At 45.8% G+C, this 19322-nt stretch carries 20 protein-coding genes; 7 read left to right on the top strand and 13 right to left on the bottom strand.

What is annotated here, in order from left to right:
• Window positions 1–254: 254 nt before the first annotated feature.
• From ACEW9J_RS12570 to lpdA, 6 genes are all read right to left on the bottom strand, one after another.
• Complete coding sequence (locus ACEW9J_RS12570) at window positions 255–1202, bottom strand: asparaginase (protein WP_373545459.1); 948 nt, start codon at window positions 1200–1202, stop codon at window positions 255–257.
• 107 nt (window positions 1203–1309) lie between these two features.
• Entirely contained in the window at window positions 1310–1813 is a 504-nt protein-coding gene (locus tag ACEW9J_RS12565; protein WP_373545458.1) for a CGLD27 family protein, read from the bottom strand.
• Window positions 1814–1826: 13 nt separating this feature from the next.
• Window positions 1827–2231, bottom strand: coding sequence for a ribosome silencing factor (gene rsfS / locus ACEW9J_RS12560; RefSeq protein ID WP_373545457.1), 405 nt, complete (start codon window positions 2229–2231; stop codon window positions 1827–1829).
• 118 nt (window positions 2232–2349) lie between these two features.
• A complete protein-coding gene (gene yqeK / locus ACEW9J_RS12555; RefSeq protein ID WP_373545456.1) occupies window positions 2350–2910 on the bottom strand; it encodes a bis(5'-nucleosyl)-tetraphosphatase (symmetrical) YqeK in 561 nt (186 codons plus the stop codon).
• A gap of 322 nt (window positions 2911–3232) precedes the next feature.
• On the bottom strand, window positions 3233–3448 hold the full coding sequence (locus ACEW9J_RS12550; protein WP_373545464.1) for a type II toxin-antitoxin system Phd/YefM family antitoxin: 216 nt from the start codon (window positions 3446–3448) through the stop codon (window positions 3233–3235).
• Window positions 3448–4881 carry a dihydrolipoyl dehydrogenase gene (gene lpdA / locus ACEW9J_RS12545; RefSeq protein WP_373545463.1) on the bottom strand — a complete coding sequence of 478 codons (1434 nt, stop codon included), beginning with the start codon at window positions 4879–4881 and terminating at the stop codon, window positions 3448–3450. Before lpdA ends, ACEW9J_RS12550 begins: the two co-directional genes overlap by 1 nt.
• Window positions 4882–5367: 486 nt before the next feature.
• Here lpdA and glp point away from each other — a divergent pair, with 486 nt between their 5' ends.
• Complete coding sequence (gene glp / locus ACEW9J_RS12540; protein ID WP_373545455.1) at window positions 5368–6597, top strand: gephyrin-like molybdotransferase Glp; 1230 nt, start codon at window positions 5368–5370, stop codon at window positions 6595–6597.
• Window positions 6598–6678: 81 nt separating this feature from the next.
• On the opposite strand, the gene petE is transcribed toward glp, so the two are convergent.
• The 5 genes from petE to ACEW9J_RS12515 form a co-directional block, all read right to left on the bottom strand.
• A complete protein-coding gene (gene petE, locus ACEW9J_RS12535; RefSeq protein ID WP_373545454.1) occupies window positions 6679–7086 on the bottom strand; it encodes a plastocyanin in 408 nt (135 codons plus the stop codon).
• Window positions 7087–7526: 440 nt separating this feature from the next.
• Window positions 7527–8861, bottom strand: a complete 1335-nt coding sequence (locus ACEW9J_RS12530) for a deoxyguanosinetriphosphate triphosphohydrolase (protein ID WP_373545453.1) — start codon at window positions 8859–8861, stop codon at window positions 7527–7529.
• A 79-nt stretch (window positions 8862–8940) separates the two neighbouring features.
• Window positions 8941–9675: an EndoU domain-containing protein gene (locus ACEW9J_RS12525; RefSeq protein ID WP_373545452.1), complete on the bottom strand. Its 735-nt coding sequence runs from the start codon at window positions 9673–9675 to the stop codon at window positions 8941–8943.
• A gap of 275 nt (window positions 9676–9950) precedes the next feature.
• Entirely contained in the window at window positions 9951–11432 is a 1482-nt protein-coding gene (locus ACEW9J_RS12520) for an FAD-dependent oxidoreductase (RefSeq protein ID WP_373545451.1), read from the bottom strand.
• Between the two features lie 137 nt (window positions 11433–11569).
• Window positions 11570–12325, bottom strand: coding sequence for a winged helix-turn-helix domain-containing protein (locus tag ACEW9J_RS12515; RefSeq protein WP_373545462.1), 756 nt, complete (start codon window positions 12323–12325; stop codon window positions 11570–11572).
• Window positions 12326–12614: 289 nt separating this feature from the next.
• Between ACEW9J_RS12515 and ACEW9J_RS12510 the strand changes: the two genes are divergently transcribed.
• Complete coding sequence (locus ACEW9J_RS12510; protein WP_373545450.1) at window positions 12615–13364, top strand: creatininase family protein; 750 nt, start codon at window positions 12615–12617, stop codon at window positions 13362–13364.
• 23 nt (window positions 13365–13387) lie between these two features.
• Here ACEW9J_RS12510 and ACEW9J_RS12505 read toward each other — a convergent pair whose 3' ends face one another.
• Window positions 13388–13705 carry a hypothetical protein gene (locus tag ACEW9J_RS12505; RefSeq protein WP_373545449.1) on the bottom strand — a complete coding sequence of 106 codons (318 nt, stop codon included), beginning with the start codon at window positions 13703–13705 and terminating at the stop codon, window positions 13388–13390.
• A 122-nt stretch (window positions 13706–13827) separates the two neighbouring features.
• Between ACEW9J_RS12505 and ACEW9J_RS12500 the strand changes: the two genes are divergently transcribed.
• From ACEW9J_RS12500 to phoU, 5 genes are all read left to right on the top strand, one after another.
• A complete protein-coding gene (locus ACEW9J_RS12500; protein ID WP_373545448.1) occupies window positions 13828–14316 on the top strand; it encodes a hypothetical protein in 489 nt (162 codons plus the stop codon).
• Window positions 14317–14494: 178 nt separating this feature from the next.
• On the top strand, window positions 14495–15142 hold the full coding sequence (locus ACEW9J_RS12495; protein WP_373545461.1) for a molybdenum cofactor guanylyltransferase: 648 nt from the start codon (window positions 14495–14497) through the stop codon (window positions 15140–15142).
• Between the two features lie 146 nt (window positions 15143–15288).
• A complete protein-coding gene (locus ACEW9J_RS12490; protein ID WP_373545447.1) occupies window positions 15289–15600 on the top strand; it encodes a DUF3143 domain-containing protein in 312 nt (103 codons plus the stop codon).
• A 269-nt stretch (window positions 15601–15869) separates the two neighbouring features.
• The gene (locus tag ACEW9J_RS12485; protein WP_373545446.1) at window positions 15870–17207 is read left to right on the top strand and encodes a sensor histidine kinase; all 1338 of its coding nucleotides are present in this window, start codon (window positions 15870–15872) and stop codon (window positions 17205–17207) included.
• Between the two features lie 168 nt (window positions 17208–17375).
• On the top strand, window positions 17376–18068 hold the full coding sequence (gene phoU / locus ACEW9J_RS12480) for a phosphate signaling complex protein PhoU (protein WP_373545460.1): 693 nt from the start codon (window positions 17376–17378) through the stop codon (window positions 18066–18068).
• Here phoU and fmt read toward each other — a convergent pair.
• Window positions 18024–19013, bottom strand: coding sequence for a methionyl-tRNA formyltransferase (gene fmt, locus ACEW9J_RS12475; protein ID WP_373545445.1), 990 nt, complete (start codon window positions 19011–19013; stop codon window positions 18024–18026). The genes phoU and fmt overlap by 45 nt on opposite strands.
• Window positions 19014–19322: the final 309 nt, after the last annotated feature.

The raw sequence follows: 19322 nt of genomic DNA, 5'->3' as shown, positions 1-19322 counted from the left end.
CATTCCGCACTTCGGAAAAGTAGCATCAAAAAAGCCTAAATTTGCGTCACGGCAATCAGTGAGTTACGATCGGTAGCATCGTCAAACTGTCGAGTCTTCGTGACTAGTATGTGTCGTAAAAGTTGAAGTGCGGAATGTGGGATTTAATTCTTTACATGCCGATCGGTGAAGACCTGGAAATTTTACGGGTAGTGAGTGGCTATAGAGATTTATCTACATTGTTCGCCGAGCTAGATAAATAATCGTGGCATATTCTAAACCATTGCTAATTCACCTGTAACATCCAAGCGAGTATAAGAACCGATCGACACAAACTGGTCGGTGAGGATCTCGGAGACAGCGGGGGTAATCCAACCCATCTGGTGAAGGAGATGGATCGCGACGGCATATTTTGCCCGTTTCGCGCCGTCGCTAACTTTGATTGTCAAACCCATGCCTTCGCCAACTCTACCGATACACTGAATCCCTTCGGCTCCGGCTTTACTCACTAGTTCGCCTTGAGTGAGCTGCATCAGTTGAGTATCAAATTGACCCGTACCTGCGATCAGTTCGGGATGGTGTGTCATGGCGCGGACGATCCGCTCTAAATCTAAACTCTCGCCAGAAGCGAGATAAGCATAGAGAGTTGCCATTTGCGAGAGCGGCATCAGATAGACAGGCGCACCACAATCATCGTGAACCCCAATAAACTCATCTGGGGGCATTTTGAGAATTTCGGCAAATTTGCTCAAAATTAGTTTTTGTAAGGGGTGAGTGCGCTCTAGATAGTTAGCCAGTGGCCAATTGTGAGCGCGACAAACAGCCAACATCCCGGCATGTTTACCCGAACAGTTATGTTCGAGGGGGCTGGTTTTTCCTGGTGGAGTCGGGCATTTGAGTGCGCTGGTATCGATATCGGCTCGCCACAGGATATTAAAAACTTGGCGGGTGTGGATGATTTCGGCACTGTGAGAGCTGCACATGATGGCTAAATCTCGATCGCTCAACTGGTAGCGTTCCAAGATACCATTGCTAGTAACGGCGATCGCTTGAAATGGCTTGAGAGCCGATCGAATAAAAGTCGGATGTTCGGCATCTCCCGCAACTGACAAAACCCGCCCACGGCTGTCACAAACTACTGCTTGGACATGATGAACGGATTCGATAATTCCTTCTCGCAATAAGCGAACGGTAATTGCTGGTGCCTTGGTACGTTGAGCCATTAGTGCTTGGTGCTTGTTGGTGGTGATGTATGCCGTTCCCAGACATCTACCATGTCTGTGGTAGCAGTGTGGATTTTTTTCGGAATGCGATGCTTAATTGACAATTATTAATTAATAAATAATACCCAGTAACTAACTACGGATATGGCTGCTCCGAGTAAAGTTAGAAAAGTCAATTGAATTCGTTTGAGAATTGGTTGGATCTCGTAACTGACTAACAAGCGATCGCGGGTGAGTATTTCTGGTGTTTTGATCCAGGTTTGACCGTCGTACCAACCAGATTCTTCATAAAAAATTGATTCGCCATACAATCTATTTTTGACATAAATCCAGCCTAGATAGAGCCTAAGGGCAGCTAGAGCAACAAAGATCGAGCTACCGCCGATCGCACAGATCCCAAATTGAATTGGGTATTTGGCGATCGGGAAACTCGCTTCAGCCAATGGAGCAGCAAAGATCGAACTCCAAATCCCCACCCAAATTAACTTAGCAATATATTTAGCTGGTGGTAGTTTCACCCAACTAAAGAACCAAGAGGTTTGCAACTCTTGGTATTCATTAATTGGTTGCTGCTCTTTAGGAACTGGACAAAAAGAAGTAGAATTACTCATCGATCGCATTGGTCTATGAAGCTTGTGGTTGTGGTAATGTTACCGTTTTACCATGACCCCAAAAAGTCTCAAGATCGTAAAATTCTCGCTGTTCTGGCATCATAATATGCACGATCAAATCGCCATAGTCGATCAAGATCCAACCACCACGATCTTGACCTTCAGTTCGCAACGGTAGTCGGTGGAGATCTTCTTCGAGTTTATCAATAATCGAACCAGAGATCGCTCGGAGTTGGACTTTGGAGTAGCCAGTGACAATCAGTAAATAGTCAGCCAGTGTCGATACTTCGCCAATATCGATCAGTCGCATATCTTCAGCTTTGCGATCGTCTGCTGCGTCAGCCGCGATAAATGCCAATTGTTCGATCGTGTAGTCAGGTGCTTGATTTGTATTTGTCAAAGTTGCGGTTTCAGTCATTCAATTAGGTGTTAGGTGTTAGGTGTTAGGTGTTAGGTGTTAGGTGTTAGGTGTTAGATGTTAGATGTTAGGGACTAGAAGTAAATCTAAAGCCTAAAGCCTAATCCCTACCTAAAGCCTAATTCATCATCGCCCAATTACGGGTGAGAATCGTGCGGGGATGGATGAGACAACGAGTAGATAGTAGATATTGGAGTGAGTAGTCGCAGGCGCGCCACACGGCTTGATGGAGATTTTGATAGCTCAGTTGGCGGAGAGATTGCAATTCTGGTGTATCGCCGCGTCCAGGTTCGAGCGTATCGGCTAAGAATATGATACAACTCATCGGACTCATCCCTGGTCTACCCAATGTATGATCGGCGATCGCTTGGAGAATTTCGGGATCTGTGACTCCAAATTCTGTGCGGGCGACGATCGCACTGACATCAGCATGTAATAAGTGTGGTGCGGCTATATCCACTTCATCGATCGCAATTCCTTCGGCTCGTGCTAGTTCTAGTAAACGTTGGGGCTTAAAATATTTTGCCAGATCATGCATTAAGCCCGATTGTGCGGCTTTGTCAATATCTAGCTGGTAATGTCCGGCGAGTTCGATCGCCATCTGTTCTACTCCTAGTATATGTTGGATTCGTTTAGGAGGAACATTATCATTGAGCCAAGCTAGAACCTTTGCGCGCACGATCGATAGTTATTAGTAGTTTTTACTATTCTTATTGTAGCGGTATTATCTCTGGGGGCGATTGCTCTACTAATTTTAATGGGGATCTGGAGAATTGCCTGGAGACTGTTCGCGAAGCGTTCCCGTTCGCGAAGCGTCGCCTTTGGCGAAGGGTAGGCTCGGCTTGTGCTGCGAAGTCCGCCTTCGCGGACTGGGTAAATTAATTAGTCCGCGAAGGCGGACTTTGCGACATGAGCCACGATTTCAATCGTGGGCGGTGTCGGAACGGAGCAAATATCCTTACGGATAATCTCCCCACGCCTCATCTGTCCAGGCTAACTTTCTAGTCATCAATCAAGTCTCTTTCTACCGCTTTGCCCTGTTGGTATTGGGAGATCGATCGCTCCAAGTGGGCAGCATTTGCGGGAGATTTCAGTAGATGAACTGTTTCCAGCAAACTATTAAAAAAATCCAGTGACATCACCACCGCGTCAGGCGCATCACTTCTGGCGATGATGGTATAGTCTACAGCTTCGATCGTGCGATCGAAGCTAGATATTAGGAAACCCCAGCCGCGCGTTTATAGGCTTCATCCAATACTTCAGACAAGGTAGGATGAGCGTGAACGTAACTAGCGAGATTCTGTACCGAATTGCGTTGGGCGATCGCATTGGAGGCTTCATGAATCAGATCCGCCGCGTGTAACCCGATAATGTGAGTGCCCAATACTTCCCCAGTGTCCTTGCGATAGATCACTTTCGCCATGCCATCGGATTCACCTTCGGCGATCGCTTTAGAGTTACCCTTAAAATAACTCCGTACGGCTGTCACCTCAAAGCCGCCAGCAACTCCAGCTTCCTTGGCTTGTGTCTCTGTCATCCCGACAAAACTAATTTCTGGGTGAGTAAAAGCAGCCGCTGGTATACTCTGATAATCAATCTGACGCGATCGACCGCAGATATTTTCGACAGCTACAACCCCCTGAGCTGATGCAGCATGAGCCAACATCATCTTGCCTGTAGCATCCCCGATCGCCCATAAATGCGGTACGGGTTCGCCATTGATGAGGACTTCTAGTCGATCGTTGACTGGAATGAAGCCTCTCCGGTCGAGGGCGACCCCTACAGCTTCGAGATTGAGGTTTTTGGTATCGGGAATCCGACCAGTCGCCACGAGGCAAGCATCGACCTCTAGGATCTCGACGACTTCTTTGGTTTTGGCATCGGCTAGTTCGATGACGACTGGTGAGCCAGGAATCACCCGTTGAGCGAGGAGACTCGATCGAGCGTCAATGTCACGCGGATCGATTAAAATCCGTTTGGCGAGTTTAGCAATATCAGAATCGAATCCGGGCATTAATTGGTCGAAAAATTCAATCATCGTGACTTCCGAACCTAATGCTGTGTATACATCAGAAAATTCTAATCCGATGTAGCCACTACCGATAATCGCGATCCACTGCGGGATTGTCTCTAATTTAATCGCATCATCGCTAGTAAATACCGTCTTGCCATCAACTTCAATTCCTGGCGGTACAAATGGAATCGAACCCGAAGAAATCATCACATCCCGAGCGGTGATGAACTTCTCACCTTCAGGTGTCGTGACACTCACCTTTTGAGTCCCAGCCACCTTTCCGAACCCATGAATCACCTCGACATTCAAGCGAGTCAAACTATTTGTCAAGTCACCGCGTAGCTTCGTGACTAGATTACTGGCATGAGCGGCAATTCCGGCTCGATCGAAACTGACATTATCTACCTGAATCCCAAACGCCTTGAGATGGTGAGCATTCCGCAATTCCCGCACTCTGCCAGATGCCGCCAGCAGTGCCTTGGAAGGGATACAACCCCGATTGACGCAAGTACCACCCATATCCCCAGCTTCGATAATTGCCGTCTTCAGTCCGCAACTTACCGCATGGAGAGCCGCACCATGTCCGCCTACACCTGCGCCAATAATTACTAAATCATAGTCAAATTGTTGACTCACGTTATTTATCCCTGTTGATGGTGTGCCTTTATTTTCGCTCCGACCGATCGCCATTGTAAAGGATCGCTCGAAAATACTCCCAAACTAGCCAAAAAATAGACAACTCACTATTTTCACTCACTACCCTATAGAACCGATTGAAGATCTTCTGTCTTGTCGGTTTTTTTATGTCTAGGGAACCTCCGAATAAAACCGCCGCTAGTGGGGGAGGGCGGGTTCGTTCGGTATCAAACACTACAATCGAAAATTCCTAGCATAAACCCGCCCCTACGGTTGGTGTTTAAGAATGTGTCATGTATTCTACATACATGTATGGATCTGTAGGGGCGGGTTTATGCTAGAAATTATTGTTTAACACTATTCTCTCCCAAACAAACCCGTCCTCCCTCACCAGGGTCGATCGCTAAAAAGATCTCAAATGGCTTCTATAGTGGGGACTGATTGCCAGATAAGTTATAGTCGATCGTAGTTAATATTTCCACTCACATGATTCCTGTATCCCAAGCCGAACAGATTATTCTCGATTTAGTCCAACCCCTAAGTGAAACAGAATCGATCGATCTGACTCTAGCGACGGGGCGAATTTTGGCAACTGAGATCGTCAGTAAGTTGGACTTCCCCCATTGGGATAACTCGGCGATGGATGGCTATGCGGTAAAATTTGCTGATGTACGATCGAGTACCTCTAAACATCCAATTACCCTCGAAGTCGTCGAAGAAATTCCCGCTGGATATCAACCGCAGCGGGAGATTCAATCGGGGGAAGCCGCCAGAATATTTACAGGGGCGATCGTGCCTACTGGTGCCGATACAATTGTGATGCAGGAGCATACCCAGCGCGTTCAGAAAAATTTTGTTAAAATTCAAGTCACGCCGACAGCTCGTTCCTTTGTCCGCCAGCGGGGAGCATACGCCCGCATTGGCGATCCGCTGTTGGCTGCTGGTACGGTGTTAAATCCGCCGGAAATCGCCATTTTAGCAGCGACAGGGTGTAGTGAAGTTCGGGTTTACCGTCGTCCGCGCGTGGCGATTCTCTCTACTGGCGATGAATTGGTGACACCGCACCAAACTCTAAAGCCAGGACAACTTGTCGATTCCAATCAATATGCTTTAGCCGCCTTTGTTACTCAGGCTGGGGGTATACCGATCTGCATGGGAATTGTCCCTGACGATCGCGCGAGATTGACTGCTGCCATGTCTGAAGCGATCGCGTCTGCGGATTTCGTCCTTTCGACTGGTGGTGTCTCTGTCGGCGATTATGACTATGTAGAGGAGATTTTGGCAGAATTGGGTGGCGACATCCAGATTCGCTCTGTCGCCATCAAACCAGGCAAACCGCTGACTGTTGCCAAATTCGATCGGGGTGCTCGTGTCGTCTACTTTGGACTACCAGGCAATCCTGTCTCAGCACTAGTCGGTTGTTGGCGATTTGTGCGGGTGGCAATGGCAAAACTGGCTGGTTTGCCCGAGTCGATGTGGCAACTAAATGCGATCGAGGCAATTACCACTCAAGATCTCACTGCTGACGGGAGCCGCGAAACTTATCTCTGGGGTAAATTGGCTCTCATCGATGGAAGATACCATTTCAGTCTGGCTGAGGGTAGTCATAGTTCGGCAAACCTCATCAATCTTGCAGGTACAAATGCCATCGCGATCGTGCCTGTAGATGTCACGGCGATCGCGGCTGGAACCACAGTGCGGGTATCGATCCTCTAGAAATTTAGAGTTCTTGGCGGTTGTACATAAAAAATCCCCAGCGAGTGGGGATTAGTGAAGATACTAGCCGAAGACTGCGTTCTATTGAACGATGACTTTACCACCCATACCAGCACCACGATGGGGTTCGCAGTAGAAAGGATACACCCCAGCGGCAGTATCGGCTGGGAAAGTTGTTTCGTAAGATTCACCAGGAGTGAACATTAACTTTTTGTGAGATAGCTGAGTAGCGATCGGACCTGCTTTACTGTCAAATACAGCATTGTGAGGAGATAGCTTGTTGTTAACCCATTTAACTGTATCACCTGGCTTGACAGTGAGGGTTGATGGTTCAAATACCAGCATTCCTTTGTCAGAACCCATTTTGACAGTGTAAGTTTCTGCTGATGCTGGATCGACTGCCATGAAGCAGCTAGCAACAACCAGCAGAAGCATTGACAATACTAAACCCAAATTCTTGAACATTGTTTGTTTTCCTGGTACTGACATAGCTTCCTAAATGCCCGCCAACTGCAAAATGCTAATAGCCCTACATTTCCTTGAGCGATCGAACATCCAGCAACAAGACATTTAAAATTTTGAATAGTGAGTAATTCTTTTTACTCTATGAACTATTTTAATACATAATTTTGCTAGTTTGACAGGTTGTCTTTTGACAATCTGCATTAAATAGGATCGAGTTTGGATAAATACTCTCAGCAAGTGCGGAAAACCCAACTCCAGCGGTAGCTTCAACGCCTCGATCCGAGTCTGGCTCAAGCATTAAGGCTGTGAGTTATGCCAAATCCGCTCTAATTGTCCGATCCGCTGAGTCAGCAGTGTAGCGCACCAAGCAGGGGGGAACCGGATCGATCGAGTAGGAAGGGAGTAGATTACTGTTATAGCCTGAAGGTAGCCTCTATGAGCGATAACACCGCAGATCGATCGAGCTATTTGTTCATCGCCTCAATCTGTTGAGAGATATTCAGAGCATACTTATCTGTCATTCCTGAAATAAAATCTAAAACGTGTAGGTATGAATGATCTAAAGACCAATCTTTTTTTGGTTGATGGCTACCCATCAAATTCAATATTTGTTTGAATCTTTCGGGAAAGCAATCGCTATCTAATTGATGTAGGCTGTATGTCGATCTAATAAAGGCATCTAATAAAGTTTCGATCGTCGCATGAGAGCCGATTTCTAACTGCATTTTACGAGGATTATTAAATATCTTTTCCTTAGCAGTATTCTTGGCAGTATCGATAAATTCTTTGACTCGACCGCCACAAGCTCCAATTAGATCTTCACCCACAAAATCTCCATTTAACAGCGCATCTTTTTGGTGAATAAAGGTATCGACAATACCTTCAATTAGAGTATTCATTGCTTTTCCACGCGCAATGGCAATTTTTCGATTGTACAAGTCATTTCCTTCACAATGAGGATGAAGCGGCGGAATTTCATCAAAATTAACTATCAGTTTTAATATATCTGTCACCTCATCATAAGTCAGAAAACCCATTTCGATGCCATCTTCGAGATCGATCGAGGCATAGCAAATATCATCAGCAGCCTCCATCAAATACGATAGCGGATGGCGGCACCAACCTGTTTCATATTGTTGGATTAGCCCCAGCTCAGTAGCAATCTCTGCCAGAATTTCTCGCTCAGATCGATCGCATCCATACTTCTTTTTTCCGGCACTCTCAAGTAAATCTGATGTCCAGGGATACTTGAGAAATGTACCTAAAGTAGCATAAGTAAGCCGCATCCCTCCTTCAAATAGATAATATTCAAGTTTAGTAATAATCCTCAGTCCCTGAGCATTACCTTCAAAGTTTTGGAAGTCATTAAGTTCTGCTTTGGTTAAGTCTTTCAAGAAGTCTCGATCGGCATTTGCTCTAAACCAATCTCCGATTGCTGCTTCTCCTGAGTGTCCAAATGGAGGATTTCCGATATCATGAGCTAGACATGCAGCTTGGACGATATCCCCTAGATCTGATGGTTCAATTTCGATACATTTCAATTCTTCAGCTAGTCTTTTACCTACTTTAGCACCCAGACTTCTGCCTACAGATGATACTTCTAGGCTATGAGGTAAGCGGGTATGAATGTTATCATTTTCAGGTAGCGGATGTACCTGTGTCTTGTGATTTAGACGTCGAAAAGCACTAGAGAAAATGATCCGATCGATATCTTTCTGAAAATGACTGCGCCCGACTTCTTTTTGTTCGATCTGACTTACTCCAGATCTTTTTCGGGATAAAAGATTTACCCATGTCATTCGGTTCATTTTAATAGTTACCTAGCTCATAAATTCTGTTAGTATATCTGAGCATCTATATCTGTTCATATTGAATAACTTAACAGTGCGAATCGGGTGGATTTGCGTCAGGATAAAAAGTGACGATCGCGTTATCTTCTTTAACGAGTACTGCGGTGTAAGTGTGCCCCGAATCTAGATCGAATACAGAAAAATTACATGTAGTTCTAGATCGAGCTTTGGCTTTAAATGCTAATGTTGCTGCAATCAATAATTCGGCTGCGTCGGTAACTAGCGCATAGCCATTACGGCGATCGATAATCAGCCGATTGTCATATTTAAGCACTACTCCGATCGTATATACTGCCCCGACGATCGTTTCTTCTTGGCGTTGATTATCTGGCAATTTTCCTGCCAATCCTTGCTCTTGAAGCTGGAGATATCTCCCGACATAGTGCATCCCTTTGAGTTGTCCATTGTGGATATTGCCACAAAAAATATGCTCGAAACCATGACGTTTGAACCAGATTTCGCTTAGATCTGCGAGAAATTCTAGATCTGTAGTTCTACCGTGAAAGATCTCTCCACCTACTGCTATTTTAATCCGCTCGAATACGGCTGGATGAGCTGCGAGTAAAGCTTGAAAATCTTCCGCCACAGCGCGACATCCCAAGTTTCCGCAGACTTGCAATACATCTCGATCGAATGGTGATAAATCCGGCGGTGGCGGGGTAATATCTACTTCGATTCCCTGGGGGAAGTTATGGATGTCGGGATTATCCACGACATCGAAAAACATTGGTAAGTGTTGTTTGCGGCGATGGGGTTTTTCCATTTAGGCTAGCGATCTATTTGCATCGTGTCTGGGCGGAATTATCTCAATCTAACATCGATCCCGACCTTAGTATAGTCGGGAGCATCTATAGCGATCCTATTTGAGTTCCTACTGACAACATCGATCTGTAGGATTGCTTGGCTTCATGCCCGCCCTCCAGGGTTTAAGCTTCTCATTTAGGATTGCTGTAAAGGTTAAATTAATTAATAATTGATAATTGGGTTGTTATGGCGGGGACTTCAACACCTGTTCTTTGTTAAAGCGATCGGTTCTAGTTATTTCCACCAACTTAGACGACTCTGGATCGCCGCACTCAATTGGCGGAATGCCTCAATTAGCGGATCGAACCAACCAGATCTATAATTTCGATCGCGATGATAAGTATGCCACTCTTGTGCGGCTCGATCGATGAATTCAGCATAACTAGGCGATAAGCAGGGAAAGGTAGTCAAATTTACAATTGTCAGTTTTTGTTGGATGGCAATTGCCAGAATTTGAATCAATTCTGGGGCGTTTTCACAGATGATTTCTGCTCCAAGAATTTGTCCGCTCCGAGTAACGACGATTTTACAAAAACCACTAGTTAGATTAGATAATATTGCCTGGGGACAGGTTTTGAAATACTGGTGTAGGATCGTTAGATCCCGACGAGGGCTATTTATGGCAGCATCGCTTGTCATCCCGACTCTGGCTAGCGGTGGATCGGTATAAACAGCCCACGGTAGATAATTATAACTCTGATAATCAACTTTGGTTTTGCGCCAATTTAGGGCATTTCGGACGGCAATTTTCGCCTCATATGAAGTCAAGCTCTGACTCTGATAACCACCCAAAACATTGCCACAGACACTACCACAGGCATAGATCTGACGATGGGAAGTTTGGAGTTTATTATCGATCGAGATACCTTTTTCGGTATAGTCTACGCCGACGCCCACGAGATTAAATGATTCTAATAATGGTCGATCGGGTAAAGCGATAAAAATTTCATCGACAGCGATCGAATCAGTGCCAATGATGACTAGTTTAGTTGTATCTTCTGCACTAACACTAGTGACGATCGTTTCTAAATAAATTTTTACCCCTTCTGCTTCTAATTGTGCCTGAATCAAATTTGCCAGATCGCCATCTTCGTATGGTAGTATCTGTGCTGTTTCGACGATGAGGCTGACTTTACATCCCAATTTTGCCAGGGTTTGAGCTAATTCTACCCCGATCGATTCCGAGCCAATTATCGCCCATCGGCGAGGCACTACTTGTTGGCGTTTCGGATTGGCATCGATTAAACTCGGTAATCGATCGAGTGTGAGATAGCCTGTCTCTTGAATACCTGGAATCAATGGATAATGAGCAATCGATCCAGTAGCGATCAAATAAGCACGAGCGCGAAGATATCGTCGATCGATATTAAATGCTAAATGAGGACGACGACAAAATTCACCCACCCCGATAATTGTATCGATCCCCATCGCGGCTAATAGCGCAGGGCTAGATTGCTGTTCGAGTCTGTCGATCGCCGCACGAGCGTACTTCCATGGGTAGCTACTCGGCGACTGAAGCCGCGTTCGATCGGGTTGATTAGTTTTGGCGATCTGTGCCAAAGCATAGGGGTAGAAGTCCCGCTGGGGATGGAGCCTGTCGCCAGACGACTGCGGCAGGATTAAGGCTACTCGCGCCCGCAAATTCACAGCTTCGATCGCGGCTGCTCGTGCTGCTGCTGTCGCACCAATAATTACTAAATCGTATTCTACAGCCAAAATTCAGGAAATGGGGGTGGGGATGGGGAAATAATTAATTGAGAATTGAGAATTGAGAATTGGATTTTTAGGATGGGGATGCGATCTAAGTTGTTCCCTCAGGAGCATCGCGCATTAAAGGCACCACGAGCGACTAACTAGCCAAAGCGATAACCAAAGCCTCGCACAGTCGTAATATACTGCGGTTGACTGGGATCGACTTCGAGTTTTTCACGCAACCAGCGAATGTGGACATCGACAGTTTTGCGATCGCCGATAAAGTCGATCCCCCAGACTCGATCGAGCAATTGTTCTCGCGCCCAGACACGACGCGGGTTTTGGATAAATAGCTCTAGCAATCGAAACTCTCGTGGTGAGAGATTGACATCTAGCCCACGTACCGATACTCGATACTCTTCAGGATAAAGGGTGATATCTTGAAAAACGATCGCGGGTGTATCAGCAGCCGTATTTAGGCGATGGCGACGCAGGAGCGCACGGCAACGTGCAACCAACTCTCGCATACTAAAAGGCTTGCTGATGTAGTCATCCGCACCGACTTCCAAGCCCAATACCCGATCTGTTTCAGTAGTTTTGGCACTGACGATCAGAATCGGGACGTGATTGCCTTGATATCGTAAAAATCGGCACAAATCCAGACCACTAACTTTAGGCAACATCAGATCGAGGATAATCAAATCGAAGGGCAAGTCCTGAGGCTGGGAAGCTGATGCTTGACACTGGGCTAGAGCTGTATGTCCATCAGCAACAGCAACTACTTCATACCCTTCCTCTTCTAACCCTAACACGAGTAATTCCCTAATCGACTCTTCATCTTCTACTACTAAAATGCGATTTGTGACGGTGCCTAGTTGCTGAATAGCAGAGTGATTCGACATATTGAGTGCAAGCATCATCACAGGTAACGAAAAAGAGCGGGAAATTTCAGCACAAACTGACAATCGGCGCGAGCATAGTCTGTCTAGGCGCTAAATATTCAGTCGGGAAGATCGGGGAGGACAGACATTGTTGTTGATTACACTATTAATAGCAGGAGATCGCCCCTGTCACAATACTATCCTCTCAAATAGCCAAGTTCGGAAAATTTTCGGCGATCGAGACACTCAGCAACAACGCAATAGTCCTCAACACATATAACCGCCTAAAATATTAATTATCCTCTCTTGCCGATCGCGGATATTTATGCATTTACATCTGAGCACTTGGACAGAAGTTGAACTTTATCTCCAAAAATCCACTGGCATCATTATACCAATCGGTTCGACCGAACAACATGGGCCGACTGGATTAATTGGCACGGATGCCATTTGTGCCGAATCGATCGCCGAAGCTGTCGGGACAGCCACTCAATCGCTAGTTGCACCAACCATCAATGTGGGGATGGCACTGCATCATACTGCCTTCCCTGGCACGATGAGCTTGCGTCCGAGTACGATGATTTTGGTGATCCGTGACTATCTTACCTGTTTAGCTCGATCGGGATTTACCAAGTTCTTTTTTATTAACGGTCATGGCGGGAATATTGCTACTCTCAAGGCAGCTTATTCCGAAACCTATGCTCACCTAGCCGATTTAAATATTCCCAATGTCGATCGGATAGAATGTCAAACGGCTAACTGGTTTATGTCTGGTAGTGTCTATCGTTTAGCCAAAGAATTATATGGAGATCGTGAAGGCTCTCATGCTACACCCTCGGAAGTTGCGCTGACTCAGTATCTCTATCCCGAAGCAATTAAATCTACCCCATTAGATCCAAATCACCTCTCGAAAGAATACAAAATTCTCGGCGCGGCAGATTTTCGTCGTCGGTTTCCAGATGGGCGTATGGGTTCCGATCCTAGCCTCGCCACACCCGAACATGGTCAACAATTTTTCGATTTGGCAGTTAAAGATTTAACTACTAGTTATCTAGAGTTTCTGGGTAATAATTAAATACTCATTTAGCTCTCAACCCCTCACTTAATTGGAATACCTACCGATCTCAAAAAACCGCGCAAGCGGAGTAAAAATAATGTTTCTTTAACTTTGGAATTATTAGTCACCAAACTTGCATTATCAAGCTCGACTTGTTGCTTGGCAGTGACGACTAATTCCGCAAATTCATTAGCAGATAAAGCTTTGCCATCGATCGGCGATCGCGCTTCGGTAATGATTTCGGCTCTGAGCACTTCCTCTGGAAGATCGTTTTCTAGCGGTAAACTACTCGCTGGAGCTGGCACGATGGCATTCCAGCAGATCGTGCTAGCACAGACAATTTGGATCGATCTAATCACAATTTTTAATCGCATCCTTCTTGTATAGCATTTATCATTGCCATGATGTATGATTTACCAGTCACTAAATACTGGCACAAATAATCGACTGCATTCATCCACCATTACCCGATCGCCTTTGTATGAATCAACTAAATCTGCCCCCTCAGGTCAAGCGTTGCTCAACTCCTCAGCCTGTAGCGTCGAGATTGAATGTAGTTGGAACCAATAGTACTCAGCCGCAAGTTAGCCATTTGGTTCAACCTCCTTCAGTTCCAGTCTGGCTGAGATCGCTATTAACCATGCAGCAGGGGGCAATGGTGCTATTTGCCAGTATGTTGGGGTTGAGTGCGCTCGTTTATGGCTATACTGTCTATACCCAAAGCCTGTGGAGAAGTCAGCACGGACAATTGGAGCGATTACAGCTCCAGGAAAGTCAGCAAGGTGTGATGAACGAACATCTCAAGCAACAGATGGCTAAAGATGCAGATCGATCGAATAGTGGTTTAGTTGCGCCCAATCCCGACCGTCTGGTATTTATCCCCAGTGCGCCTCAACGTCCGACTAAATCTCTACCTACGCCCCATTCAACCCAACCAACTCGTCAGTCAAAACTGCCACTAGGTTATTAGACTTCCTGCGAAAGTCAGGCTTTAGGCTTTAGGCTCTAGGCTTTGGGCTTTTTATTTATCAACTATCAACTATCAACTATCAACTATCAACTATCAACTATCCACCATCCACCATCCACCATTCACCATTCACCCCCTACACTAAATGTCTAATTTGACACTGGTACGGAAGTAGCTAATTGTGGACAACTCACTCTCGATCGTAATTCTTGCTGGTGGTCGGAGTTCTCGGATGGGTCGAGACAAGGCGACGATCGAAATTGATGGTGTGCCGCTGATTCGTCGGATTTATGATGCTGTCGCTGCCTGTCAAGATGTCCATCGGTTCGCACCCGATGCTGACGATCGATCGATATCTCAGCACATCTATGTAGTCACACCGTGGGCACAAAAGTATCGATCGCTCTTACCTGTCACTTGTCATTTCATCCCCGAACAGCAGCCACATCAAGGCCCCCTCGTTGCCTTTAGTCAAGGATTGGCAATGACTAGCTCGACTTGGGTACTTTTACTCGCTTGTGACTTACCTAATTTGTCAACTCCAGTCATCCAATCATGGATCGATGAACTGCCGTCTGTTGGGCTTGAGAGCATCGCTTATCTACCCAAACATTTCTACAAAGGTTGGGAACCATTATGTGGCTTTTATCGGCAAATTTGCCACCCCTGGCTACTCGAATACATTGACGGTGGCGGGCAATCTTTTCAAGGTTGGCTGAAGCTGCATCCAGTGACAGAATTAGTAGTTACCGATCCGCTGTGCCTATCAAACTGTAATACACCTGCGGACTTGACGAGGATCGTCGAAAATCGCTTCAACGCATAGCATCCCGAAACTAATCAGTTTAAAATAGTAATCGATCCCCAGATCGTGACTTCTTTAATCCTGCTTAGTCAAACAGATGTGAAGGAAAACTCCGCATAATTTCAAGCGCAAAATCTCAAATCTCAAATCCAAAATTCAAAATCTAAATGACCCTACTACCGACTGATGACACTCCACTGTACAATCATCCACTACCCGAAATCGAACAATGGCTGATCTCGATGGGTTGCGAACAGGACGATGGTGAGTTGCATTGCTGGCATATTACCCGCCCTGATTGGCGGGCAGAATTGTCGCTGGATATTGAAGAGTTGACAGTCCGCTATCATTCGAGCAATACTTCGAGTTCAGAGTCTCCACCAGGATCGCAAATGGCTCCAGGACAAAGTATTTATCGAACTTTCAAGTATTCTCTCAGTCGTCAAGACATCGAAAATGCTGTCTTTGCAGGGCCATAACTGTGGATAGAGGGTAGAGGGTATAAGCCAATATCCCTCCGCTTTTGCAGGAGATCTAATGGTGAATGGTGGGAAGGAAGTAGGCGATAATACGGAATGTTAATGCACTACCTCGATCGATTACCGCAAAGATAGTCAGCTAGGGGAATATTAGGCTCAGACGCGAAAACTACCGGATATTGACCTGCTTTGGTCAGTTACCGTGCTACATTAGGAGCAACACTGGGCTTGGCATACATCGGTGCAATCATCTACCCATCGATCCACCCATGTTTTTAGCTATCTTTATCGCGGCAATCTCTGGCTTGCTTGTAGGTGCCAGTGCTGGTTACATCTGGCATGAGGCTTATGTCAGGCGGCAATTACGACAGGTTTTAGATGTGCTGGAAACATCTGAAGATCGTGAAAATATTTCGTTACCGCTGATATCGCAGTTGCGCCGCAGAGCGATCTTTAGTCAACAGCAACAACAGCAGCTCGAACAACAGTTGTTTAGTTGGCAATCTCTAATCGAACTAGCACCGATTGGTTATCTCCAAATCGATGCCGAAAATCAGGTATTGTGTTGCAATCAGTCAGCTCAACACCTGCTCCAGATCCAAAAATGGCATTCGGGACAAACAAAATTATTATTAGAATTAGTTAGATCTTACGAACTCGATCGATTAATTACCAAAACACGCTCGACTCAGGTTGCCAAAGAATTAGTTTGGCAGTTTCACTTTGGTTATCCTCAAGCGGCAAATTCTCGGTCGCGGAGCGTCTCCTCTGGAGAATCAATTTGGCTCAAAGCCAGTAGTATGCCATTAGCTGATGGGGCAATTGGGATATTTATCGAGAGCCAACAAGAACAAGTCGATGGCACCACAGCGCGGGAACGCTGGTTGGGAGATCTCGCCCACGAAATCCGCACCCCGCTCACCGTCATCCATCTGCTTGCCGAGACATTACAATCTAAAGTTACACCCGATCTAACTCGCTGGGTAAATAAAATTATCCGCGAAACCGATCGATTAATCGATCTAGTTCAGCACTTTTTAGAACTAAGTCAGTTAGAATTCTCTACTACTCAGCATCTTCAATTAGCACAAGTAGATTTTGTCAGGCTCATTAATGATGTTTGGTACACCTTAGAACCGATTGCCAGACAGCGACAAGTTGAATTTGTCTATACAGGCCCAGTGCAGTTATTATTAGAAATAGATGCAGCAAGATTTACGCAAGCAGCGATCAATTTATTTGATAATAGTCTGAAATATTGTCCCGATCGAGGGCATATTTGGATGGATATTCATCTACTAGAATCACCACCGACTGAGGACACCAGATCTACTCAGCCACATCATCAGGTTTGTATCGATCTCTATGATGATGGAGCTGGTTTTACCCAAACCGATTTACCCTATATTTTCGATCGCTTATATCGTGGCGATGTCTCCCGCCAACGCCAACCCTCTAGTAGTAATCTCGCTCAAACCACAGGCAGCGGGCTAGGACTAGCGATCGTTCGTCAAATCGTCCTCGCACATCAGGGGACGATCGTTGCTAAAAATCATCCCACTACAGGCGGAGCTTGGTTCCGAATAATTTTAGGGAATCGGGAATAGATGTAAATTAATTAGCCAAAAACTTAGATGATTAATGATTCTGGTGATAATTACGACATTAATTGACATGCAGCGATCGGTAGAATAGAGCCAATCCCCGATATCTAGATTCGATCGATCTGAAACTAGATACTATAATTAATTTTAAATGTGACTATATCTTATTCATTGAATGAATCAAAACAATTTAAACATCGCAGCCGTCGCCTAGAACAAGATCTGCTGCTGATGGGAGCTTTGGTAGAACAGTCCTTTCGACTGGCGCATAGATCGCTATTTCAGCGCGAGATTGGCATCGCCGAGCAGATTCCCAAAATCGATCGCAAGATCGACGAATTTTATCATCAAATCGAGATTGAATGTGCCGAATTGATGACGATTGCATCCCCCGTCGCGCAAGACTTACGGCGGCTGAGTGCATTTATGCAAATGGTGCGCGATTTAGAGCGGATTGGTGATTATGCCAAAGATATCGCCGAAATCTCCCTCAAATTGCTCCCTTATCCAGAACATGCCTGCATCCCCGCGATCGAACAGATGTCTCATCATGCCAGAGCTATGCTAGAGTCCAGTTTAGCAGCTCTGACCAGTCTCGATGGCACTGCTGGCCCCACCGTTCACAAGCTGGATGATGATGTCGATCGCGCCTATGATGATATTTACCATGCTCTAGCTAGTCAGACTCATATTCAAGGATCGATCGAGCCGACAATCCTACTAGCACTAGCAATCCGCCATCTCGAACGCATGGCAGATCACGCCACTAATATTGCTTATCGAGTGACTTTTATCGTCACAGGTTCGAGGAAGTCTCAACTAGCCCAACAGTTCGCCGACAGCCAATCTCATACCATTAACTAAATCCGTTCCAGATTGGGAACGTTTGCCAGAGAGTTGAACTTCACGGATCAGGAGATAGCCAGAGCCAGTTTGCACGATAAATCCCAAACCTTTAGCAATTTTGACTACTGTGCCAGGTACACTGCTACTGAGATCTAGACTCTCTAGTTCGGGGATGAGCTGCTGCATTTCTGGGGGTAAATCCGCTTGAAAATCTCTGCCCAATGGCACTGTTGACATAATTTTTAGCGGCTGTGCGCGGAAAGTGGTGACACAGTTGGGATAAAAGCCGCGTACTCGATTATGCAGTGAAATGTTCGATCGAGTCCAATCGATCGTGTATTCTGATTTCTGAATCGGTGGTGCCGAAGTAGCGGCTAGATGCTCCTGGAGCGTCGGTGTAATTCGATCGAGGTCAACAAGTGTCTCTATCAGTAAATTAGCACCCTCAATAGCTAATTTTGTCGCCAATCGATCGGCATTATCCCACAGACTGACAGAGGTTTCATACTTGAGCAGCATCGCCCCAGTATCCATCCCTGCATCCATCAACATCGTGGTAATCCCCGTGCGATTTACCCCATCCGTCACGCAGCGTTGAATCGGTGCCGCACCGCGATACTCAGGCAACAGCGAACCATGTACATTGATACATCCCGATTTGGGCAGATCGAGAATTTCTTGAGACAAAATCTGTCCGTAGGCTACCACTACAAATATATCTGCTGTTAGTTGGCGCAATGCCTCGATCGTTTCGGGATCTTTTTTGATCCTTGCGGGTTGCCAAATTGGCACTTGATGCGCTGTAGCCACCTCTTTAATCGGTGACGGTGATAATTTATTCCCCCTCCCTCGATTCTTATCCGGCTGCGTCACCACCCCCACCACCTCAAATCGCGACTCTGATAAGAGTCTTTCCAATGTCGGAATGGCAAATTGAGGAGTACCGAAGAAGACGATTCGCATGAATTGGTGGATGGTGAATGGTGGATGGGGAATGGTGGATGGTGGATGGTGGATGGGGAATGGTGAATGGTGAATGGGGATGTCTTGATTTGCTCAAATCAGGAAGTCTCCTCCTAATTTAAGCGTCACTGCCTAAAAGCTAAGTTTCAGACTTATTAATTTGGAGATCGTATGTGCAACCTACGATCTACAGCAATTCCAAATTCAGAACGAGTCTAGGTCATTTCAGCTAATTGACAACCCTTGAAGGCGTTTGATTTGTACAAGAGAATGAGGGTTTCAGCCCACACAATTTTTGAATTTGGAATT

Origin of the sequence: Chamaesiphon sp., assembly GCF_041737865.1 — a bacterium.
In the GTDB taxonomy this organism is placed as follows: domain Bacteria; phylum Cyanobacteriota; class Cyanobacteriia; order Cyanobacteriales; family Chamaesiphonaceae; genus Chamaesiphon.
This window is presented reverse-complemented; position numbering and strand designations above follow the sequence as displayed.